22 protein-coding genes are annotated in these 23,604 nt (G+C 40.3%); 19 read left to right on the top strand and 3 right to left on the bottom strand.

The annotated features are described in order from the left end of the window. The first annotated feature begins 108 nt into the window (after window positions 1-108). The gene (locus tag DW959_RS14215; protein ID WP_173783652.1) at window positions 109-900 is read left to right on the top strand and encodes a hypothetical protein; all 792 of its coding nucleotides are present in this window, start codon (window positions 109-111) and stop codon (window positions 898-900) included. 134 nt (window positions 901-1,034) lie between these two features. Here DW959_RS14215 and DW959_RS10110 read toward each other — a convergent pair whose 3' ends face one another. Continuing rightward, window positions 1,035-2,093, bottom strand: coding sequence for a PD-(D/E)XK nuclease family transposase (locus DW959_RS10110; protein WP_117808831.1), 1,059 nt, complete (start codon window positions 2,091-2,093; stop codon window positions 1,035-1,037). 249 nt (window positions 2,094-2,342) lie between these two features. On the opposite strand from DW959_RS10110, the gene DW959_RS10105 reads away from it, so the two are divergent. Beyond that, window positions 2,343-2,558 (top strand): AzlD domain-containing protein, encoded by a 216-nt coding sequence (locus DW959_RS10105; RefSeq protein ID WP_117808832.1) that lies wholly within the window; start codon window positions 2,343-2,345, stop codon window positions 2,556-2,558. A gap of 877 nt (window positions 2,559-3,435) precedes the next feature. Here the strand turns inward: DW959_RS10105 and DW959_RS10100 are convergent. After that, window positions 3,436-4,311 (bottom strand): hypothetical protein, encoded by an 876-nt coding sequence (locus tag DW959_RS10100; RefSeq protein ID WP_147353081.1) that lies wholly within the window; start codon window positions 4,309-4,311, stop codon window positions 3,436-3,438. Window positions 4,312-4,993: 682 nt separating this feature from the next. Between DW959_RS10100 and DW959_RS10095 the strand changes: the two genes are divergently transcribed. The 3 genes from DW959_RS10095 to DW959_RS10085 are packed head-to-tail and all read left to right on the top strand — an operon-like array spanning window position 4,994 to window position 6,707. Then, window positions 4,994-5,545 carry a PTS sugar transporter subunit IIC gene (locus tag DW959_RS10095; protein WP_330584345.1) on the top strand — a complete coding sequence of 184 codons (552 nt, stop codon included), beginning with the start codon at window positions 4,994-4,996 and terminating at the stop codon, window positions 5,543-5,545. Window positions 5,546-5,593: 48 nt separating this feature from the next. Next, a complete protein-coding gene (locus DW959_RS10090; protein ID WP_118616056.1) occupies window positions 5,594-6,406 on the top strand; it encodes an alpha-amylase family glycosyl hydrolase in 813 nt (270 codons plus the stop codon). Beyond that, complete coding sequence (locus DW959_RS10085; RefSeq protein WP_117822987.1) at window positions 6,390-6,707, top strand: hypothetical protein; 318 nt, start codon at window positions 6,390-6,392, stop codon at window positions 6,705-6,707. Before DW959_RS10090 ends, DW959_RS10085 begins: the two co-directional genes overlap by 17 nt. Here DW959_RS10085 and DW959_RS10080 read toward each other — a convergent pair. Then, a complete protein-coding gene (locus DW959_RS10080; RefSeq protein ID WP_173783654.1) occupies window positions 6,681-7,424 on the bottom strand; it encodes an AraC family transcriptional regulator in 744 nt (247 codons plus the stop codon). The genes DW959_RS10085 and DW959_RS10080 overlap by 27 nt on opposite strands. A 232-nt stretch (window positions 7,425-7,656) precedes the next feature. On the opposite strand from DW959_RS10080, the gene DW959_RS14635 reads away from it, so the two are divergent. The 14 genes from DW959_RS14635 (at window position 7,657) to DW959_RS10015 (ending at window position 23,603) form a co-directional block, all read left to right on the top strand. Continuing rightward, window positions 7,657-8,301, top strand: coding sequence for a cellulase family glycosylhydrolase (locus DW959_RS14635; protein WP_243015405.1), 645 nt, complete (start codon window positions 7,657-7,659; stop codon window positions 8,299-8,301). After that, window positions 8,295-8,687 carry a hypothetical protein gene (locus DW959_RS14630; RefSeq protein ID WP_243015404.1) on the top strand — a complete coding sequence of 131 codons (393 nt, stop codon included), beginning with the start codon at window positions 8,295-8,297 and terminating at the stop codon, window positions 8,685-8,687. Before DW959_RS14635 ends, DW959_RS14630 begins: the two co-directional genes overlap by 7 nt. A gap of 360 nt (window positions 8,688-9,047) precedes the next feature. Next, a complete protein-coding gene (locus tag DW959_RS14625; RefSeq protein ID WP_243013720.1) occupies window positions 9,048-9,299 on the top strand; it encodes a hypothetical protein in 252 nt (83 codons plus the stop codon). A 169-nt stretch (window positions 9,300-9,468) separates the two neighbouring features. Then, window positions 9,469-10,446, top strand: coding sequence for a hypothetical protein (locus DW959_RS10065; RefSeq protein ID WP_117808842.1), 978 nt, complete (start codon window positions 9,469-9,471; stop codon window positions 10,444-10,446). Window positions 10,447-10,561: 115 nt separating this feature from the next. Beyond that, window positions 10,562-11,506: a diadenylate cyclase CdaA gene (gene cdaA, locus DW959_RS10060; RefSeq protein WP_118616054.1), complete on the top strand. Its 945-nt coding sequence runs from the start codon at window positions 10,562-10,564 to the stop codon at window positions 11,504-11,506. Then, window positions 11,496-12,596 (top strand): CdaR family protein, encoded by a 1,101-nt coding sequence (locus tag DW959_RS10055; RefSeq protein ID WP_118616052.1) that lies wholly within the window; start codon window positions 11,496-11,498, stop codon window positions 12,594-12,596. Before cdaA ends, DW959_RS10055 begins: the two co-directional genes overlap by 11 nt. A 223-nt stretch (window positions 12,597-12,819) precedes the next feature. Continuing rightward, window positions 12,820-13,536 carry an NAD-dependent protein deacylase gene (locus DW959_RS10050; protein WP_117808855.1) on the top strand — a complete coding sequence of 239 codons (717 nt, stop codon included), beginning with the start codon at window positions 12,820-12,822 and terminating at the stop codon, window positions 13,534-13,536. Between the two features lie 30 nt (window positions 13,537-13,566). After that, the gene (locus DW959_RS10045; RefSeq protein ID WP_117808845.1) at window positions 13,567-14,403 is read left to right on the top strand and encodes a transketolase; all 837 of its coding nucleotides are present in this window, start codon (window positions 13,567-13,569) and stop codon (window positions 14,401-14,403) included. After that, on the top strand, window positions 14,391-15,329 hold the full coding sequence (locus DW959_RS10040; protein WP_117822981.1) for a transketolase family protein: 939 nt from the start codon (window positions 14,391-14,393) through the stop codon (window positions 15,327-15,329). The genes DW959_RS10045 and DW959_RS10040 overlap by 13 nt, the downstream gene beginning before the upstream one ends. A gap of 943 nt (window positions 15,330-16,272) precedes the next feature. Then, the gene (locus DW959_RS10035; protein ID WP_117808847.1) at window positions 16,273-16,794 is read left to right on the top strand and encodes a MarR family winged helix-turn-helix transcriptional regulator; all 522 of its coding nucleotides are present in this window, start codon (window positions 16,273-16,275) and stop codon (window positions 16,792-16,794) included. Further along, window positions 16,772-18,109 carry a citrate/2-methylcitrate synthase gene (locus DW959_RS10030; protein ID WP_347465503.1) on the top strand — a complete coding sequence of 446 codons (1,338 nt, stop codon included), beginning with the start codon at window positions 16,772-16,774 and terminating at the stop codon, window positions 18,107-18,109. Before DW959_RS10035 ends, DW959_RS10030 begins: the two co-directional genes overlap by 23 nt. Window positions 18,110-18,523: 414 nt before the next feature. Beyond that, a complete protein-coding gene (locus DW959_RS10025) occupies window positions 18,524-19,183 on the top strand; it encodes an HD domain-containing protein (protein ID WP_118616050.1) in 660 nt (219 codons plus the stop codon). 70 nt (window positions 19,184-19,253) lie between these two features. Continuing rightward, complete coding sequence (gene ppk1 / locus DW959_RS10020; protein ID WP_309295074.1) at window positions 19,254-21,440, top strand: polyphosphate kinase 1; 2,187 nt, start codon at window positions 19,254-19,256, stop codon at window positions 21,438-21,440. A 120-nt stretch (window positions 21,441-21,560) separates the two neighbouring features. After that, window positions 21,561-23,603, top strand: a complete 2,043-nt coding sequence (locus DW959_RS10015) for a CDP-glycerol glycerophosphotransferase family protein (protein ID WP_118616046.1) — start codon at window positions 21,561-21,563, stop codon at window positions 23,601-23,603. The last annotated feature ends 1 nt before the right edge of the window (window position 23,604 follow it).

Raw genomic sequence — 23,604 nt, 5'->3', positions numbered from 1 at the left:
AAAAATCAAAAAAATTAATTTTCTCCTTATAATTTAAATCAAATCAACAGTAGAATATATATGGAATCTCTAGAGATTTAAAAATAATTAAGAAAAGGAAGAAAGCAAATGAAAACAAAATACGAAGAATTTTATTTTGAAAATGACAGAAATTACCCCGCAGATACCTATTGGAACTTATATGATGAAAATAAGAATGCGGCGATGAGAACATATGATGGGCACATATTTTGTCCATTATGTAAATCAGCACCACTGACAGTTGCGCATGGCAACAAATTAAGATATTTTAAGGTTTCTGGATCGAATATGGAAAAGCATACCGCCGATTGTTCGTATCGATATGATAAAGCAACAAAAAAAGAGGTATGTAGTTTTTATAGTGATTTAAATAACGATGACATAAATAATCGCTTAGTGAGCTGTATAAATAAAATGTTAAAAAAGGAAAGAACTAAAATAAACAATAGAAAAAATATTGATTATAAAGGAAATGGAACGAGAAGAAATTTTTGTGACATAACAGGAAAAGAAGGAAAAAATAAATATTTACCACACAAAAATTTTAATTGTGGGAATCTGGAAATTGATTTGGATGAACAGAAAATTTATTACGGTCAATGTTATTTGTATATTGTTAAATATATCCCCAAAAATAAAAATGAAGTGAAAATGTATTATCTGAAGGTGCTTAGTCCGAATAATAAAAAACAAATTTGTGAAATAATTATATCGCCATATGTATATAATTATTTGATAAATGATTTGGCAGATGTTCCGATAGAAAAAAAGGATGCAGCAAAGTATTATCTTTGTTTCGCCGGGATATTGGAAAAGACAAAGTGGTCATATGGAATGAAATTGAGAGATTCAAGATTAATTGTCGTAGAAAAAGCATAGGATTTGATGTGCATATTTGTATAAAAAGCTGGCATGAAAGTGTCAGATAAAAAATTCAATTTAATCTGACACTTTAAGCCATGTAATGATTACAAATTTATTAAAACAGAAAATTTAAAAACGCGACTTATGCGTTAGTGTTCTAGTGCAGCAAGCTTAGCCTGTAATGTAGCAATTTCGGCGTCCTTTTCAGACAAAGCGGCGTCTTTTTCAGACAAAGCAGCGTCTTTTTCAGACAAAGCAGCATCTTTTTCTTCCAACGCTTTCTTCATCTGTTCAATCATAAAATTAACAGTATTTTCATCTGCTTTTGCTAAGGCTTGTGAATACATACCGATAACCTCCTTTGGACGATATAAGTATTCGGACATATCCCAACAGATCTTTTCCATCCAGGGATAGTCGGATATTAGTGTAGCAAGGTCATCTATAGAATTAGCTGTTAGCAGAGATAACCATGCATTAAGTTCTGTCTTTTCTTTAGCATACTTGTTATTCTTAAATACGTCAAGGGCGATAACATAGTATTCCTGTAAGAGATGAAGATCAATGCCTGTATTAAAAATTGTTTTTCCATGATGTATAAAAATATCAGAAGATTTGCATTCAGGTGGACTGTCTTCAAACATGACGATCGTATATACAGTCTTGATATCGTGATAGGTGAATTGATCTCCTTTTTCTCCCTTGACTCGTGTATATTGACGGAGAAGAAGATCGGACGAATAACAAGACATGCGCTCGCCTGAAAATGCATAATGTATTTTCTGAATCTCCACATTTGCAATAGAGCCATCTTCCAACTGTACGATGATATCCATAATTAATAATGGTGAAGTTGGCAGTAAACGGTTTTCCTGCGATAGAACGCTTTGAACTGTAACATTAATTCCTATGATGCTGCTAAGCAAATGAGATAGTCGTCCAGGATAGATATCAGGGTTAAACATTGCTTTAAAGAATGGATCATAGGTTAAAGGAAGAGATTTATTTCCTTCCATAAAATCTTCAAATCGATTTCGCCATTCATTGTTCAAATCCAGATATTTGCTAAAGGTATTGACATCTTTTTGCAAATCTTTTAGAAAGTCATCTTTTTTCCGAATTGGGAAAATTTGACGAATATCTACTGACGTGGATTTACATGGAGTGGTAGGTGTGACATTATTGTTGCCTTCCGTATGATTATACATTGGTTATTCCTCTCAATTTCCGGTACCTGATTTGTCAACAAAACCACCATACCAGAAATAATGGTATAAAAACCGTTGATGTAATAACTTGTATGGTTTGATGTAACTTTTGGTAAGTGGATGCTTATAAAGACAATCTGTAAATATTTTTCCGGTAAATATTTTGAAAAAATCTCAAAATTTTACTTATGGTTTTCGGTAAAGTGCCAGTAGAATATATATTCTAAATTAATATAAAAGAGAAAACAGATCTATGAGAAGATCCGGTATCTCGGACGGATCCTCCCGGCAGCCATCATGGCAGTGCTGGCCGTATACTGCCTGAAGAAAATGCCAACCGAATTTTTAAGCGGCGGCTATAAGAAGCTGATCGCAGCCGCAGTCCGCGTCGTTAATAAAATAACAACACCCCGGTCGCGAGGAATGCGTACCAGGGTGGTATTCAAAGGACATACTTTATTATAAACATTTGTATTTTGGACAGTCAATTCGTTGCTGGTTAAGAAATATATAAATTTATGTGCCTATGCGTTGGTTTGTAGGGGAGTATACTTATACTTGACACAATGCATTATTATTAATCATTTAATATTATAAATAATGATTTTTTACTCCAATTTTCTCCCTATCTCACTTTCCCCATTTACGGGATATTGAAAACCAAAAGATTACGGTATTTGATTCGGGCTTTAACTTTGGTAAAAAAAAGGCGGAAAGATATACTCTCCGCCCATCCTATAATAGGATCAAATGAATTTATTAACATATTTATTATAAAATATCCAGATAGTAATGTCAATGAACCCAATCTCCTGATCCATCTTTCTTTACCATATCTTATCTAGTGAAGTCAGACTGTCAATGCGTTTATTATTAATTATTTAATATTATATTGTAATAATTTTTTATAATTATTAATGATATATTATTGCTTATGAATCCTGCAATTCAAATTTTTCTAATGATTTTATTTTCCAATAGTGGAATATTTACATAAATAGATAAAGAACGAGGCGGAAATTGAGGATTCCGCCCCGTTTGTTTGATTCCTTGCTCTTTTCTGGATTCTTGACCAAGGATTTCGTATACTTGTAGCATACGGATTAGGGTATCTTTAGGATAATACCTTAATTAAGAATTTGTCAAGTTAGTTTTTCTATTTCTTATTATCTAGTAAATAGTTTACTGAATATTATGGTCTTTAAGCAACTGCAGGTAAGTATCTGGGAGAAGGATATTGTCTGATTTACTTTCTTCTCCAAGATAACAAAATCCGTATTTTGATAATGATTGTTCGCTTGTTATCTGTTTTCCATTATATATACTAGCAGGATAAGCCATATTAGCAGAAACGCTCATTTTTTTCTCCATACGCATTGATTATATATCCACTCTTGCTCGGAATCAATAATCCATTATATTCTCCCTTTGTAGGGTTCCCTCGTATATTTCTTTCTTTCATTTTTTCTCCACAAACCCGACAGGTATAATCCTGATAATATTCAGACCAGGCTTTCTCCGTTATAACAGTCGTATTTTCATACTTTGGTTCATCTGCGGTTGGATGATGGATGGTATCAAGGAGGACCTTGGCAGGTTCATAATTTCCATGATTGGTTTCGCTGGAGTGCTTATTCCATTCCTCTGGTGTATCGTAATACTTCCCACACTTTTTGCAAATATATTTTATATCCTCTGACCACACTTCTTTGTCCCACTCTTTGACCGGGATCTGAACTTCCTTTGTCTTGGCTTTATGATCAATCTGTTCTGTTACAGAACCCGCCTTCCATAAATGAACATGATTCGCCGGCTGTTTAGACAAAGATCCGTCACTCACAGTTTCATAAGCCTTATTCTTGATAAACACAGTGCTGTTTTTCTGGATCTTCCCCTTGTTATCAACCGGATATTTTTTTCCGGCTGCAGCATAGATCCCGGATGAAACCGCCATACTATTATCGGGCCTTACAATCTGATTATTCTTCACTTTAAAATCCTGTCTGCTACCATTTTTATCTACAAAATAATTGCAGCCACTTGATTTAACGATTGTTGACCGCTGTATCTTTCCATTTTTTACATAAACATCATCGTTCCAGCCATCTTTCAACGCCTTGATGTCACCATTTTTTGTGATCCGGTAAGAAGTGCTTCCGTCATCATAATACTTTACACATCCATCATTGTCGATGAAATAAGACCCCTGCCAACCCATTGCTCTTGAAATGTTTCCGTTCGTATTCACGAAAAAAGATTTTTCATTATAGGTATAAATTTTTCCCTTATATTTCTTTAAATCTTTCTTATCCCATCTAGTGTTATTTCCGTTCCAGACTCTAAATTTACCATTTGTTATTTTTACAGAAACAGTACCGTTTTTTTTAACATAGTAAGTATATAATCCGTTATTATTTAATTTCCAGCCTTTGTTTAGGTTAATAAGACCGTTAGCCCCTACATAGAAATTTTTCTTATGTAGCCGAATGATGGTATTTTTCTTGTTTTTGAATACTTTTGAAGATGTTTTTTTATTGTTAGCAGTATATGTGTAGTATTTGCCGTCTTTGATTTTGGCATACAAATAACCATTTTTCCGGTGCAATAGGCGATTCTTTTCGATGAATCGAAACTCCAGCCATTATTCAATTTGGAGCCGTTTTTTTTACAGATAAATCGTCCTTTATTGTCATTCCAAGTCAGTGTATAACCTGATTCTCTGCCGGCAAGTTCTGCTTGTTTTTTTTGCTTTTTCTCCATGTGCAGCAACAGAAGCAGATGAAATACGCAATATGAATAAAGAGCAACGAGTAATGCATTATCTTAAAAACCATGATAGTATTTCAACACAACAGGCAATGGAACTGTGTGAATATAAAACACGAGCAGGTGCATGTAAGTTGCTAGATAAAATGATTCAGAATGATATTTTGAGAAAAATAGGAAGTGGACCTGGTACAAAATATATATTTATTGATGACAACTTTGTTGCTCATCGTATGCAGAATGATAACAATGCAGGCAAATGGAAGAGCATGAACCGCCTTGCATGGTGCGGGCCGCTGCTCTGTTCCTTACAGACAGCACTTCCGACGCTTATTGTTGTAATCTTTGGTGCAAATGTAGTCAACTTCATTTTAAAGGTAATTCCGGAATGGGTAACGGATGGTCTTTCCATCGCAGCAGGTATCCTTCCTGTTGTCGGTATCGGTATGCTGATGCGTTACATGCCGATCAAGAAATTTCTTCCATTCGTGCTGATCGGATTTGTCCTTTCCGCATACCTTTCCGTACCGGTGCTCGGTATTGCGATCGTAGGATTTGCAGCAGCATTTTGGTATTTCACAAGTGAACTGAAAAAGCAAATGCCCCTGCAGCTACAGCAGTTGCCGGAGCAGGAACATATGAAGCAGAGGGAGATGATTTCGATGAGTATCTCCACAGGTGGATAACGGATATGATATCGCAGATACAAAGATATAGATCCAAGCCTTGGAACAATGGCAGATTTTGAACCCCTGCTTGCAAGAGCACATGAACTGGGCTTGAAGATCCTACTAGATCTGGTTGTAAATCATACATCCGATCAGCATGAATGGTTTAAAGAGGCAAAGAAATCCAGAGACAATAAATATCATGATTACTATATCTGGAAAGACAGAAACGGTGATGAGCTTCCAAATAACTGGGGATCATCCTTCGGCGACCCTGCATGGGAATATGTAGAAGAAGTTGACCAGTATTATCTGCACTGTTTCGCAAAAGAGCAGCCGGATCTGAACTGGGAGAATCCTGAGGTTCGTAATTCTGTATATGAGATGATGCGATTCTGGTTTGAAAAGGGTGTTGATGGATTCCGTATGAATGTTATTTTCCTGATTTCAAAGGATCAGTCTTTCCCGGATGGCCCGGTCATCCAGAACAAGCAGTATGGAAGCTATTATGCAGGCTGTGCAAACGGTCCGAGAGTGCATGAATTTTTACATGAGATGAATAGGAAAGTCTTATCCGATTTTGATGTTCTGAAACGTGTCATGACCGAATGGCAGGATAAGATGTATGAAAATGACGGCTGGAACAGTCTGTACTGGAGTAACCACGATCAGGCAAGAGCCGTTTCCAGATTCGGAAATGATTCTGAGAAATACCGTGTGATCTCAGCCAAGATGCTTGGAACCTGTCTTCATATGATGCAGGGAACTCCTTATGTATATGAAGGTGAAGAACTCGGTATGACAAATGCAGATTTCACAGAGATCAGCGAATACAGAGATCTGGAAGCGTTAGATATCTATTATGCATCTGGTGGATGATCTGGCAGGATATGTTAGAAAAGAATCCCGCGATGTTCAGAAAGGAGCCATTCTCTTTTCTTCCTCTGAGGATGGCATTCTGATCGGTTGGGATGAAACCAGAGAATATCTGAATACAAGGCCGGGTGTCCATGCTGTAGATGGTGGCTGTGATAACCTTGAATTTAACCGGTCAGATGCAACTAAAGCAGCAGGACTTCAGACACTTGCGGTGATGCTTGGTATTCCCATGAATGAGACTCTGTCAAATAATGAAGACGGCGTTGCTGTTGTATTAGAACGCATCGCTTCGCTCATTTGACAGACCACCCATCTGTTTGCGGTAGGCATTCGGTGTCAGGCCATATTCTTTTTTAAAACAATTTACAAAATGACTGCAGGACGCAAAATACAGAAATGAACTGATTTCTGTACAGCTCGCCTGGCTGTTTAACAGCATGTAGCGAGCCGTCCTGCATTTTTCTTTTATGATATATTGTGAGAGACTGCAGTTCATATCTTTTTTGAACAGACGGGTCATATAGTCCGGGTGGAGCTTCACTGCATCGGCGACATCCGATACCCGGATCGGTTCTGTGATATGGTTGTTGATGTAGGAGACGGCCTGCATGACATGATAAGACAGTCCGGGACTGTTATGAAGCTCGTGCATGGCAAGTACAAAATCCTTCACAACAGCTCCTTTTCGCGGATTCAGTTGTTCCGGTGTCAGACATGCGTCGATTTTTCGGATATGCATATCACTTAAAGTATAGGCCTGTTCCGGATCCAACCCGGCCTCGATACAGAAACGTGTGATCATGGCAGTCAGAATGACCAGATGGTACTTTTTGTTCTGCAGTGGGGATGAAGACAGCTTTCCCATGCCTTCCATGGTATCTGCATTCATATTTAGCTTCAGCAGCTCCATATCCCCATTTGCGATCCGCCGGTAAAATGAATACTCTGCCTCCATCGGCAGGTGATAAGACTGTTCCTCCTGCTGCGCTAATAACAGTTTCTGTAATTCTTTATTCATGGAAATACTCCTTTCATATAATATACAGCTATAAAAATATTTGCATATAGGCATTATTTTATCAAATGAACGGATTGTCCATCTCTAAAAATACAATCAGAACAATGAGGTCAGCTATGCGATATAAAAATCGGATATATTATATTCCCTACATATGCATTTATAGTATCATAAATTCAGAAAATAACAATTACAAATTTATTATTTGCTAAATGAAAAGGAGATCATGCATATGAAGACATGGAAAGGGTATCAGAAGGGTGTTAATCTGGGAGGCTGGTTTTCCCAATGTGATTATTCCGAGGACAGATTCAATAATTTTATTACGGAAGATGATTTTAAAGAGCTTACAAGCTGGGGACTGGATCATCTCAGACTGCCGGTGGATTATAATCTGGTAGAGACAGAAGACGGACAGTATAAGGAAGAAGGTTTTGCACGGATCAAACGTGCACTGGAACTCGGACATAAATATGGTTTCAATATGATTCTTGACCTGCATAAGACCGCCGGTTATTCTTTTGATCCGGGAGAAAAACAGAGTGGATTTTTTGGAAACGAAGCTCTTCAGGAACGCTTCTACAGATTATGGGAAGAATTTGCAAAGCGCTTTGGCGGATATGGAGATAAAGTTGCATTTGAATTATTAAATGAGGTAGTAGATAAAGAAGATGGTGCCGTATGGGCAGAGATCGCACCAAAGTGTGTCGAACGTATCCGTGCATATGCACCGGCAACTGATATTCTGATCGGTGGTTACTGGCATAACAGCGTGCAGGCAGTCAGAGATATTCCGATGCCGATGGATGAACATATCATATATAATTTCCACAGCTATGACCCTCTTCTTTTTACACATCAGGGCGCACAGTGGTAGATGATATGCCGGCGGATTATCATATGGAATTCAAAGGCAGCATGGAAGATTTTTGTGCATATGCAAAAGCACACCTGCCTGCAAAACTTGCGGGAACGCTGTCGATCCTTGATTATAAGGGCAATCTTGATTCAGCATATTTTGAAGACCTGTTTGCCGATGCGATCGCTGTTGCAAAGGAGCGAAATGTAGCACTTTATTGTGGTGAATATGGTGTGATCGAAAACGCAGATCCGGCAAACACTGTATTATGGTATAAAGCCATCCATGAAGTATTTGCAAAATATGGTATCGGCCGTGCGGCATGGTCATACAAGGAGATGGACTTCGACCTTCGCGCTGATCGTCTGAAACCGGTATTTGCTGAACTCAAGAAATATTTTTAAGGCTGTTTATCCATATACCCGGGTAAAGCAGATAGAGATGGTGGGGTGGTTGAGACATTTGCATAATTTCCGAATAGAAAGGTCACATTGCCAGCGAATGCGGGTGCATGTCTGAGCCCGGAGGGCGAGTTTGCACAAGAGCATGAGCGGATCGGGCATGTGTACCCTTCTTGGAAATGAAGCAAGTCTCAACCACCCCACCATCTCTATCTGCCTTACCCGGTATATGGCATTCTTTTAATCAAGGCGTTAATTCTATTTAAGAAACTTTTTCCGGCGCATGCTTGCTTATTCTTTTCGTATGGATTATAATAACAAAAGCTGATTTTTGTAGAAAGAAAAGAAGTAGGAGAAAACAAGATGGTAAACGAAGAAAAGGTCAGATTGATGACCAGACTTGCCATGTACGAACAATCTACAGGAAAAGAAGATCTGGAAAAAGGCAGATATTTCAAATCAGACTATGTAAAATACAACTGTCTGAAGACCCTGGTATCGACAACGATATTATTTGTGATCGTGGTAGCGGCCTATATTTATTACAATATGGGCAAACTGATCACGGAGCTTGTAGATATAGATTTGTTCGGTCTGGCATATAACTTCTTATAGTATATGCGGTTGTTTGCGTAGTATTTATGGTTCTTGCATGGTTTCTATACTCCTATAGATACACCAAGGCAAAGCCTCATATCATAAAGTACAATCAGGATCTGAAGAAGCTGATTGCTTTCTATGAGAAAGAGGACAAAACCAAAGGGAAGAAGAGGAGGAAGTAAACATGGCATCACTTTTGACATTCAGAGATGGAATTAAGAATTTTTGCAGTAAATACGATAGGATCGTAGCACCGGCTATCCGGTTCATTCTCGCATTGCTGATGTTCTGGTCCATTGTACATATTACAGGCGGACATAATGAAACGATATCCAGCGGACTGGTTATTTTTCTTCTTGCTGTTGTATGTGCATTTATTCCGGAAAGTCTTACTTATGCAATTGGTGGAGTTGTTGCATTTATGAATTATTTTTCGGGCAATAAAGAAACAGGCATATCATTTATTGTTTTATTTATTATCATGTATTGCCTGTATATCCGGTTTTTCCCGAAAGCAACATGGGTGGTCATGTATGCCCCATTATTTTTCATTATTAAAATGCAGTATGTGCTTCCGATTCTTGCAGGTATGTTTGTAGGACCGATCGCGATCGTTCCGTTAGCTTTTGGTGCTGTCTTCTATTATTTTTCATTAGATGCATCCAATTATCTTGCAGAACTGAGTAAGACAACAGATACAGAAAATATGCTTGAAAGTTATAAATATATATTCCAGCATTTGATTGATAATAAAGATCTTCTGCTTACGATTGTTGTATTTGCAGTTGTTCTTATTATTACGCATGTGATATACAGATTATCGGTTGAATATTCATGGTATGCGGCAATTATTGTTGGTGGTCTGTTTGAGATTATCTTATTCCTGGTTGGAAATGTTGTACTCAATGCAAGCATCTCGATTGGAGAGATTCTGCTGGGTTCGATCTGTGCAGTGATTATTGCGGTTGTAGCGCAGTTCTTCAAAACAGTTGTGGATTATTCAAGAGTGGAGAATACACAGTTTGAAGATGAGGAATATTATTATTATGTAAAAGCTGTTCCAAAGATCGTTATGACGAAACAGCAGAAGAACGTAAAAAAGATCAATACAGTATCACAGAATATCGCTGATGAAGATTCAGTAAGTGGTGTTACGAGGTAAAATGAATTCTTGCATATGACCTGACGTTTTTGTCAGGTCATATCTTTATCCCACCATATAGGAAGGCTGATACAGCCTTTGTATATCCGGAATATTCAGAAAGGAGAGATATCGAATGGATAAGATCCTGGCATTTATGAGAACATATTTTGACTGGTTTTACATTACCACACCGGATATCAGTGACATTATTGAGATCCTGATCCTTTCATATGTGATTTATAAGATACTGATGTGGTTTAAGAGCAATCGTGCATGGACACTGTTAAAGGGTATTGTTCTAATCCTGTTATTTACGATTCTGGCATCCCTGTTCCAGTTTAATACGATTCTGTATATATTGAAAAATGTGTTCAGCATAGGTATTCTGGCAGTTATCATTTTATTCCAGCCGGAGTTCCGGCGAGGTCTGGAAACACTTGGACGAAAGAAATTTTTTGATTATATCATGCATGAAGATGCAGATGAAAGAAAGTTGAGTGACAAAACGATTTATGAGCTGATCAAGACAGTAACTGTTTTATCAGCGAACCGGACAGGTGCATTGATCGTTATTGAAGACAAGGTCGCACTGGGTGAATATATTGATACGGGAATCCCTGTTGATGCGGTTGTAACGAACCAGCTTCTGCTTAATATATTTGAGCATAATACACCGCTTCATGATGGTGCAGTCATCCTCAGAAATAACAGAGTGGTTGCAGCAACCTGTTATCTTCCATTGTCAGCCAATCTCTCTATCAACAAGGAGTTGGGAACCAGACATCGTGCAGGTGTAGGTATCAGTGAGGTGTCCGATAGTGTAACACTGATCGTATCAGAGGAGACCGGCTCGATCTCGATCGCAAAGGGTGGCGAGCTGTATCGAAACCTGGATACAGAAAGTATCCGGAACCATCTGGAACTGTTAAATCAGGAGGATGGAAAGAAAAAGGATGAACGCCGGCAGAGGGATGGCAAACGCAAAAAGAAGAGTACTGAGAAAAAGACCAGTTCAGGTAATGTAAAAAGTGGAAAGTCTTCTGATAAGAGAAAGGAGGCTGACGGCAATGAAAGATAAATTATTCAGTAACTGGGGATGGAAACTCTTATCATTGATCCTTGGATTTGTTGTCTGGGTCACAGTTTTAAATGTGGATGATTATTCAACCACACGGCAGATCAGAGATATACCGGTTACCCTGATCAATACAGATGCGATTACGGACAAGAATCAGTTGTATGATATTGTGTCCGGTGAAACAGTGGACATCATCGTAAAGGGCAGACGTTCAGTTGTAAATGCACTTGGAGCTTCTGATTTTACAGCAGTTGCGGATATGTCAAAATTGTCGATCACAAATGCTGTAAATATTACGGTGACAGCGAATTCATCGTCTGTAAATAACAATATCAGCATTACGATCGTAGATAATGTACTCCAGGTAGAACTGGAGGAGGAACAGACGGCATCCCTGCCGGTAACGGTTACGACAAAGGGTGAAACGGCAGAAGGATATACGACCGGTATTCCGGTATCTACGCCGAATCTGATAACGGTAAAGGGAGCAGCAAGCGTGATCGAACGGATTGAGAAGGCAGAGGTACAGGTGGACGTATCCGGACGGACTTCAGATGTAACAGCAACCTGCACACCAATCTTCTATGATGCAAATGGTGACGCGGTATCCGGTAAGAAGCTGGAAAGCAAGGTGACCGGAGTGTCTGTAACTATACCGGTTTATAAGACGAAAACGGTAGCAGTAAAGCTGGACACAACCGGTGTTCCGGCAGATAATTATAAAGTAGTGAACGTAGAATATGTGCCGAATGAAATAACAGTTGGAGGACCGGCAGATGTGCTGCAGAATCTCATGGAGATAACAGTAGATGATATCGATGTATCCGGATGCAGTGAAGATCTGGAAAGTACGATCGAGATATCCAAGTATTTGCCTGATGGAGTTGTTCTGGCAGATGAGAATACAAGCATCAGCGTCCATGTAGCGATTGAACGGAATATCAGCAGAACAATGACGATATCAGCCAATGATATTACGATTGAGAATAAACGGACGGACTATGATTATGCTGTTCAGTTTCCGGAGGGAAATACAGTTGTGATATCAGGCTTTCTGATGAGGTTGCCAAGCTTACAGCGAAGGATCTGAAGATAACGATTGATGCGGAAACATTATCCATTGGTGCAAATACGGTTGAGCTGTCGATAAAAGACAGCGATACATACACAGTGGACAGTACCTGTAAAGTGGATATAGAAGTTACGGCAATGCCGTGACACAGCAAGGACAGGCAATAGTAGAACTACAATAGGAAGGTTGCGCTATTGCCTGATCCTGTATTATGCAGAAGGGAGACTGATATATGGAACAAATGAATGAGAAAATTGCAAAGTTAAAAGAAATTGTTGCAGGTTCGGAACGTATGGTTTTCTTTGGTGGAGCGGGTGTTTCTACAGAGAGCGGGATTCCGGATTTCCGCAGTGTGGATGGATTGTATAATCAGAAATACAAATATCCACCTGAAACGATCATCAGTCACAGCTTCTATATGCGTGACCCGGAAGAGTTTTACCGTTTCTATAAGGATAAGATGATCTATCAAGATGCAAAGCCGAATATGGCACATAAAAAACTTGCAGAACTGGAAGCGCAGGGGAAACTTGCAGTGATCGTAACACAGAATATTGACGGCCTGCATCAGATGGCAGGAAGTAAGAATGTGATTGAGCTGCATGGTTCGATCCATAGAAATTATTGCACAAAATGTCACAAATTCTATGATCTGGATTATATTATTCAATCAGATGGTGTACCAAAATGCAGTTGTGGTGGAATAATTAAGCCGGATGTAGTATTATATGAAGAGGGTCTGAACAATGACGACATTGAGAATGCGATCCGGTATATTTCGGAGGCAGATACATTGATCATTGGCGGAACCTCGTTGGTTGTTTATCCTGCCGCCGGACTGATTCGGTATTTCAGAGGAAAACACCTGGTAGTTATTAATATGTCGCCGACACAGACGGACAGTCAGGCAGATCTTCTGATCGCTGACAAGATCGGAAAAGTGCTGGGACAATTATAAAAATGAAAATAAAACGAAATGGAGAAAGACATGAACAAACTAGACCTTCAAAAAAAGGCTGTTGACATCCGTAAGGGAATTGTTTCCTCCGTACATTCTGCAAAAGCAGGACATCCGGGCGGATCACTTTCAGCAGCAGACATTTTTACTTATCTTTATTTTGAGGAATTACATGTGGATCCGAAGAATCCAAAGGATGAGAACAGAGACCGTTTTGTATTATCCAAAGGACATACAGCACCGGGTTACTATTCAGCCCTTGCTGAGAGAGGATTTTTCCCGGTTGAGGATCTTCTGACCCTGCGTCATATCGGTTCTTATTTACAGGGACACCCGGATATGAAGCACATTCCTGGTGTGGACATGTCATCCGGTTCTCTCGGACAGGGACTTTCTGCAGCAGTCGGTATGGCACTTGCAGCAAAGATGTCCGGTAAGGAATACAGAACCTACTGCCTGTGCGGAGACGGAGAGATCCAGGAGGGACAGATCTGGGAGGCTGCTATGTTTGCAGGTCACAGAAAGCTGGATAACCTTGTAGTGATCGTAGATAATAATAACCTTCAGATCGACGGAACCGTTGAGGATGTATGTTCCCCATATCCGATCGATAAGAAGTTTGAAGCATTTAATTTCCATGTAATTAATATCGACGGAAATGATTTTGATCAGATCGATGCAGCATTCAAGGAAGCAAAGGCAACCAAGGGAATGCCGACAGCGATCATCGCCCATACCGTAAAAGGTAAGGGAGTATCCTTCATGGAGAACAATGTGGGATGGCATGGTAAAGCTCCGAATGACGAGGAGTATGCGATTGCAATGGAAGAACTGGAAAAGGCAGGTGACGTGTTATGTCAGAAGTAAAGAAGATCGCAACAAGAGACAGCTATGGTAATGCATTGGTTGAGCTTGGAAAAGAACATGAGAACCTGATCGTACTGGATGCAGACCTTGCAGCAGCAACAAAGACCGGAATCTTCAAGAAAGCATTTCCGGAACGCCATGTAGACTGTGGTATCGCAGAATGTAATATGGCAGGCATCGCAGCCGGAATGTCAACCTGTGGATATGTGCCGTTTATGAGCTCCTTTGCGATGTTTGCGGCAGGCAGAGCTTTTGAGCAGGTAAGAAACAGTATCGGATACCCACATCTGAATGTAAAGATCGGAGCAACTCACGCAGGTATCTCCGTAGGAGAAGACGGAGCAACCCACCAGTGTAATGAAGATCTTGCACTGATGAGAGAGATCCCTGGCATGGTGGTTATCAATCCATGTGATGATGTAGAAGCAAGAGCAGCCGTAAAGGCAGCATATGAATATGTAGGACCTGTCTATATGAGATTTGGAAGACTGGCAGTACCGGTCATTAATGATGAGATAACCTACAAGTTTGAGATCGGCAAGGGCGTAGAATTACGGCCTGGAAAGGATATCACGATCATAGCAACCGGACTTCCGGTATCTGAGAGCTTAGAAGCTGCGAAGTTTTTGGCAGAGGACGGTATCGATGCACAGGTGATCAATATCCACACGATCAAACCGCTTGACGAGGAACTTGTCGTAAAGGCAGCACAGGCAACCGGCAGAGTGTTCACGGTAGAGGAGCATTCGATCATCGGTGGACTCGGTTCAGCGGTTATGGAATGTCTGGCAGAGAAGAATCCGGTTAAGGTAACAAGGATCGGTGTTCGCGATACCTTCGGTGAGTCCGGCCCGGCAAAGGACCTGCTTCATAAGTATGAACTCGACGCAGAGGGCATCTATAAGCAGATCAAAGCAGCATTATAAAGGCTATGTAACAAAAATAAAGATACATTATTTATTATTACGCAAGTCACGTTCGGGAGCCTTTGAAACAAAATGGAAAATACATTACATATTATTACGCAAGTCGTTTGCACTCTATTCCAACGCAACGGTACTAAGTTCCTCGCCTATGGCGACTCACTAAGAACCGGCGTTGGAAAAGGCTTGCTACATAATAGTAATGCTATTTTCCATTTGTACTTTAAGTATTCGTGTCCGAACGTGCTTGCTGCATGATGATAATGTATCTTTATTTTTGTATCTAAGTGCCTTTATAACGCTGCTTTTTATAGATAGAGGGTATGGCGGCAGACAGGGCAATAAAATGAGATACACATATGTAGAGTATAGATTATATTGAGCTGCCCATTAATGAATAAAATGGATGAGAGATATACTATTATGGAGTAAGCCTTATCCGAGGCCGGTACTTAAGTTGCGTCTTTTGCAACTTTATGTACCGCTGCACGAGGATACGAGTGGAAGCGTCTTACGGAATAATATGTATATTCTTATTCATTTTTAATTCATTAAGGGCAGCTACTTGCAAATAAAACTATATATGTGTATCTTACATGGATTCCTGTCTGCCGCCATCCCTCTCTATCATAATTCTAAAATTTTCGGCGCAGTTCTTAAATAAGGATAAAGTCGGTTGACAGAAGCCGGAAGTTTCATTTATCATATCAAGTAGAGTATATTTAAATCTATTATTTCAATAAAATCTTTTCATTCATTGTTCCGTTCATGTTTGGAACAGATACGAAAAATCTATAAAAAGATCAGGAAATAAAACTACATAGGGACAGAGAGTTGACAGAGCAAAGGGACACTTATACTTGTTATTGTGTACAATTCAGTGAAACAATATACGTTGGAGTGATAACAGGGGCTTTTATATGTGTACCGGAAAGGGAGGTTGTTTATGCAGGAACAGAAAGTCGAACAGGAAATTGATATTACGAAATTATCGAATGAATTTACCTACAGAAAATACATGATGAGCAGGGACTCCGTACGGCATTTATTTTCTAAATTAAGTGTTGCGGAATATGTCGCGCTGCAAAGTATAGAGGCGATCAGCGGGGATTCTGCTATTTATGGCGGCAAGGCATATCTGACTGATCTGTCCGTCCGGATGCAGATGAGCATTCGCAGGACATCAAAGACGGTAAGGGATCTCAGAGATTGCGGCTATGTCAAATGGTCACATGATGGAAATGGTACGGACGGCACTTATGTAACGATCACGGATGCCGGTGCGAAACAGCTTCATGAGCAGGAAACGATCATTAAGGACTTTTACGGAAATGTAATTAACAAATTCGGCAAAGAGAATATGATCAATCTGTTGATCCTGATGAAGGAGCTGGATACGGTTATGGAGAGTGAGATTGAAGAAATGCAGGTGGTGAAGAACGATGATGAGTCTGATGAAAATGAATGAGTATGTGGCAATACAGGAAAAGATATGCGAGAAAAATGATTATATCGCACCAAGATTATATGATGAATATGGAGTAAATCGCGGACTTCGCGATGACCGCGGAGTTGGTGTATTGACCGGTCTGACGAATATTTCAAAGATTGTATCCTCTAAGGTGCAGAATGGCAAGAAAGTACCTTGTGATGGAGAACTCTGGTACAGGGGTTATCGGGTGGAGAATCTGATCGGAAGTCTGGGAGAAGATGAACTGGGGTTTGAAAAGGTGGCATATCTTCTGTTGATGGGTGAGCTGCCAAATGCAGAAGAACAGCATGAATTTGAGAAGATCATCGGTGGGCTTCGTACGCTGCCATCGAATTTTACAAGAGATGTTATCATGAAAGCGCCGACAGAGGATATCATGAATTCCATGACACGTAGTATCCTGACGCTTGCATCCTATGATAAGAATGCAAAGGATACCGGTGTGAATAATTCTCTGCGTCAGTGTATCCAGCTGATCAGTGAATTTCCGATGCTGGCTGTATATGGATATAATGCATATAATCATTATGTAAAGAATGACAGTATGTTCATCCATCGTCCGGCAAAGAATCTGTCAACGGCTGAGAATATTCTCATGCTGCTTCGTCCGGATAAGAAATATTCCAAGGTAGAGGCAAAGGTACTTGATACGGCACTGATCCTTCATATGGAGCATGGTGGTGGTAATAATTCAACCTTTACAACAAGAGTTGTTACGTCCTCCGGTTCGGACACCTATTCCACAATGGCGGCTGCTATGTCATCCTTAAAGGGACCAAAGCATGGTGGTGCCAATATCAAGGTTATGGAAATGATGGATAATATTCGCGGACATATAAAAGACTATGAAGATAAAGATGAGATAGAAGCATATTTAAGCAAGATCCTGAACAAGGAAGCATTTGACAATAAGGGACTGATCTATGGTATGGGACATGCCGTATATTCCTTGTCAGATCCGAGAGAGCGGGTGTTCAAGGATTATGTCGTTAAGCTGGCTCATGAAAAGGGCAGGGAAAAAGATCTCAGGTTGTATGAGAACATAGAGGAGCTTGCCCCGGAGCTGATCGCAAAGCAGCGCAAGATCTTCAAGGGTGTAAGTCCAAATGTGGATTTCTACAGCGGATTTGTATATGACATGCTGGGAATCCCGATGGAGCTTTATACAGCGATGTTTGCAGTTGCACGTATCGTTGGATGGAGCGCACACAGGATCGAGGAGCTGATCACGAATAACCGGATCATGCGTCCGGCATATATGAGTATCATGGAGAAAAATCCCCAGATATAAACAAAAGCCAAAAACAAAGCGTAGTTTATAACATGAGAACAGACAGGTTATAAGAGCCCATTGAGGTTCTTATAATCTGTCTGTTTTTATGTATGGATCGCTGTATCGACTATAAAATAAATCAGATAATACAGAAGAAAATATACAGAAGGAATCTGCATAAACATACATTTTACATAAATAGAAATGCAACGGATCACATATACTTAGAAAGAAATGTAAAATTTTCGGGTGCTTTTTAGAGGGACCCGAAAGTGCTGAAAATATGGGGAATCATTTGGAGAATGCTGGTAATACATGGAAAATGAATGATTTTACCATAATTTTACAAAAAAATTTCAAGTGGTTGATAGCAGCAAAAAATGGGATGGTGTAAATTGAAGAACAGTGAAGTAGAAGAGAGATAGATGACGTATGAAAGTAACATTTGAAGATGTAAAAAAGAACAAAGCGGTTCAGACATATATAAGGATGGCAGACGAATCCTTACATGCAATGGGATATACAGAGCATGGATTTGCACATGTGGAACGTGTAGCAGAGACGGCAAGGGAGATACTGCTGACGCTTGGCTATTCCGAGCGTGAAGCGGAGCTTGCGAGTATTGCAGGGTATCTGCATGATATTGGAAATGTTGTGAACCGGGAAGGACATGCGCAGTCCGGTGCGGTCATGGCGTTTCGAATATTGGACGATATGGGTGCAGATCCGGAGGATACAGCGACGATCATAACAGCAATAGGCAATCACGATGAGTCGGCGGCATTTCCGGTAAATCCGATTGCAGCAGCATTGCTGATCGCGGATAAAAGTGATGTGAGAAATTCGAGAGTCAGAAATACGGATATTTCATCCTTTGATATTCATGACAGAGTGAACTATGCCGTAAAAGAAAACAAACTGAAGATTACCAGGGATTCACATATTGAGCTGAAATTAAAGATCGATAAATCTATGTGTGCCGTTATGGATTATTTTGAGATCTTTTTACAACGTATGATCCTGTGCAGGAAATCAGCCGAGGTGCTTGGGCTGGAATTCTGGCTTACGATCAATAAACAACGGGTAATCTGACAGGGGGTGTATGGCGATTCAAAGAATATTTCAGTACATAAAAGAGAAAATAACAGGAGCGATAAAAAGAATGAATAACGGAGAAAAGAATCTGAAAAATGCAGAAGTGGCAAATGAGAAAATACAGCAAGAAAAGCGGGTAAAAAAGGTGAATCATATCGGATTGTATGAAAATCGTGAATTATCATGGCTGAAATTCAATGAACGAGTGCTGGAAGAAGCCGAGGACACCAGTGTTCCATTGTGCGAGCGGATGACATTTTTGTCTATCTTTCAGAGCAATCTGGATGAATTCTTTATGGTGCGTGTCGGTTCGTTGGAGGATCAGAAGCTGTTAAGCCAGAAACTCCGGGAGAACAAGACAAATATGACAGCGGGAGAGCAGATCGAGGCAATCTTAAAACGAGTTGCAGAACTAAACGAAAGAAAGGATGCCGTCTATGCTTCCATTATGAAGGAGGTTGGTGAGGAGGGCGTTCATCTGACGGATTTTAAAGCACTTGCAAAATCAGAGAGCAAATATCTGGAAGAATATTTCATGAAAGAGATCGTACCGTTGTTATCGGTTATGATCGTTGGAAGAAAGCAGCCATTTCCGTTTTTGAAGGGACAGGAGATCTACGCGCTTGCTGTTCTTGGTACAAGGAATGGTAAGAAAAAAATAGGGATCATTCCATGCAGCAGTTCTGTATTTCCAAGACTGATCCGGATTCCGACGAAGGATGATACCTATATGCTGGTCGAGGAACTGATCCTGCATTTCCTGCCAAAGGTGTATAAGGACTATAAGGTTCTGGAAAAATCTGTGATCCGCGTAACGAGAAATGCGGATATTGATTTTAATGCAGTCTATGATGAAGATCTTGACTACAGAGATAAGATGGCACAGATCGTAAAGCTCAGAAAAAAGCTTGCACCGGTACGGCTGGAATTATCCCGTGATATCAATGAAGATATGATAAAACAGGTATGTGAGTATGCAGAGATGGAAGAGCCACATGTATTCTTAAATCAGGCTCCGCTTGATCTTTCATTCCTGTTCCAGATCGAGGATATTCTGAGAAAAGATGCAAATCTGGTCTATCAGAGACGTGTACCGCAGCCATCTCCGATGTTAAAGAGCAATGAACATATCATACCACAGATTTTGGATCATGATGTTTTATTATCCTATCCGTATGAGAGCATTAAACCATTTCTGCAGATGCTTCAGGATGCTGCCCGTGATCCGGAGGTTATCTCTATTCGTATGACACTTTACCGTCTGGCAAGAAATAGCAAGGTGGTAGAGGCACTGACCGAAGCTGCTGAAAATGGCAAACAGGTCGATGTACTGGTTGAATTAAAGGCGAGATTTGACGAGGCAAATAATATTGAGTGGAGCCGTACGTTAGAGGATGCAGGCTGCCATGTCGTATATGGAATTGATGGCTTAAAGGTTCATTCAAAGCTGTGTCTGATCACCAGAAAGGTTGGAGATGAGATTCAGTATATTACGCAGGTCGGAACCGGAAATTATAACGAAAAGACTTCCAGATTATATACGGATCTGTCGTTGATCACAGCAGATAAGAGAATTGGAGAAGAAGCAGCAAAGGTATTTCAAGCGATTTTGCTTGGTTCAGTAGTAGAAGATATGGAACATCTGCTGGTTGCACCAAAATGTCTCCAGAATAAGATTCTTGCCATGATCGAGAATGAGATTCAGATCGCAAAGGAAGGAAAGCCCGCCTATATCGGAATCAAGATCAATTCACTGACGGATAAGAAGATCATAGATAAGCTGATCGATGCATCCAGAGCCGGAGTAAAGATCGACATGGTGATCCGTGGCATTAACTGCTTAAGAAGTGGAATACCGGGAGATACCGATAATATTCATATTGTAAGTATTGTAGGACGTTTCCTGGAACACTCCAGAATCTATATTTTCGGAACGCATGACAGGGATAAGGTATATATCGCATCGGCTGATTTTATGACGAGAAATACACTTCGTCGTGTGGAGGTCGCAGCGCCGCTTTATGATGAGACGGTGAAGAATAAAGTCAGGAAGATGTTTGCAACGATGCTTCGCGATAATGTGAAAGCCAGAGAGCAGCAGCCGGATGGCAGTTATCAGAAACTGTCAATGGTGGGACCTGTCTTAAATTCCCAGGAATATTTTTACGAGGAAGCATATATGGAAGCCGGAGATGCTTTTCATCAGCTTTTAAGAAAGCAAGATATGGATACGGAGAAGAAACAGACGGTGTAATTCAGACAAAGTCAGAAAATAGAACCTGGCACAGGGGAAAATGTTATTGAAAGTTTACCTGTAAATAGATATACTATAAGTGGTAAAATAGGTTAAAAAGATAAGGAGTTTTAACACGATATGAAGCTTTCGATAACAGGATTATTTAAGCGGCATGTAAAGGAAGAAAAAAAGCCGCAGAATATAGATGCAGGTCAGGAAAAAGAACCGGCTTCCATAATTCAGACAGACATATGGAAGAAACCATCATCAGATGGGCTGGTGGATTATCATGCTGTAACCGGAGAAGGAACACCGGAGTATCAGGAACGGCAAAACAGTTTACAGCAGATGGAAGCATGGGCGAAAGAGAATCAGATTCCGGTCGGCAAGCGTACGGTGACCGATTATTACTATGACAGTAAGATCGTACCGGGACGGGTTGTGCTGATGGGACTCGGAAAAAATGTCCGTGGCAGTATGCAGTATATTTTAAATGAATTAAATCATAACGATGCATTTAAAGATTTTCATATCTATGTCAAAACAGCCAAAGATACAGAAGAGATTGTAAAGACCTATATCAGACAGAACGGATGGAACCGTACAGAGGCGGTGACTCCGGATTCTGTCTATATGGAGTTGATCGAAACGGCACAGTTTCTTCTGACTGAGGTGTATTTAACGGCTGCATGGGTGAAGAAAGAAGGTCAGATGTACATTAATATCTGGCATGGAACCCCGCTTAAAAAACTGGGACTTGCAAAGAATGCAAAAGGAAAACATAAGAATGGCATTCAGCAGAGCAATTTCATTGATGCAGACTATCTGTTATATCCAAATGATTATACAAAAAAACATATGCTGGAATCCTATAAGGTAGCAGAACTGATGCCGGGCAAGGTTTTAAAGCTCGGTTATCCAAGAACCGGTGGTATGTTAGAAGCTGCGCAGAGTGACCAGACAGAATTGCGCAAGATGCTTGCACCGAACGGGGAGCACATTTATGCCTACATGCCAACCTGGAAGGATTATCTTAAGGTCGATCAGGTTGTTGCGGAATCAAAGGAGCTTCTGGATTATCTGGATGCAAATCTCCGAGAGGATCAGATCCTGTATGTAAATCTGCATCACAGAGTCAGTGATTCGCTGGATTACAGTCAGTTTAAGAGAATCCGCCAGTTCCCTCCGACCGTGGACAGCTATAAGCTGTTGGCATTGACGGATGCACTGATCACGGATTACTCCAGTGTATTCTATGATTATCTGGCACTTCGCCGGCAGATCGTTTTATATTGCGCTGACTATGAACTGTATCGTAAGAAACGTGGCACTTATATGGATCTGATGGAGCTTCCTTTTGATAAGGCAGTAACACCGGAAGAGGTACTTGCGGCGATCAACCGTGGTAAGACCTATGATGATGAAGCAGCATATCAGGAGTTCTGCGCTTACGATTCCGTTGAGAATGCGCATAAGCTTTGCAGCTTATTCATGGGAACCGAGGATGAAGTTGAAGTAGAAGCGATTCCGAAAAATAAGAAAAAGAAAGTAATGATCTATTCAGATGCACTGTCCGAGTGTACGGAGACACAGTGGCTTAGAAAAACAGCGGAAAACTGTGCCGGAAGTGATACGGTGGAATTGTTTATTTCCTGCAATCAGGATATGGTCAATGAGAATAAGGATTCAGCATATCCGTTGCTGAATAAAGTTCCGGTTATCGGAACAACCGCTGATTATTTTCCAAGTGCGATGGGACGTACAGCGAAGAAACTTTACGAAAGTGGGAAGATTACGATAGGACAGGCAATGTCCGTATGGAAATATGATTATGCAGCAGCAGTCAGGCGTTTTCTGGGACGTGCTGCCTTTGATCTGGCAGTATTGCTTGATGTGACAGATCCGGAAAAACTTCTGGCATTGACATTTATGGATCAGCCAAATAAAATAATGATTATCAGTGACCTTATGTACAAAGAGATCACAGAAAATAATAATACATTCCTGAAGGATGCCTTACAGGTAAGTGCATCTTATATGAGGGCAGTATTTGTGAAGAATGAAGAGCAGTATGCATATATCAGTCAGATGATCGGGGATGCATGTCCGGTTTGTTATATGAAGGATGCAAAAGATCTGACACAGGCGATCAACGCTGCTGTGATGAGAGAAGGAGAATAAT

Source organism: Clostridium sp. AM46-21 (assembly GCF_003480025.1).
Lineage (GTDB): Bacteria > Bacillota > Clostridia > Lachnospirales > Lachnospiraceae > Coprococcus > Coprococcus ammoniilyticus.
Note: the sequence above shows the minus strand (reverse complement) of the source record. Positions and strands in the feature narration are given on the sequence as shown.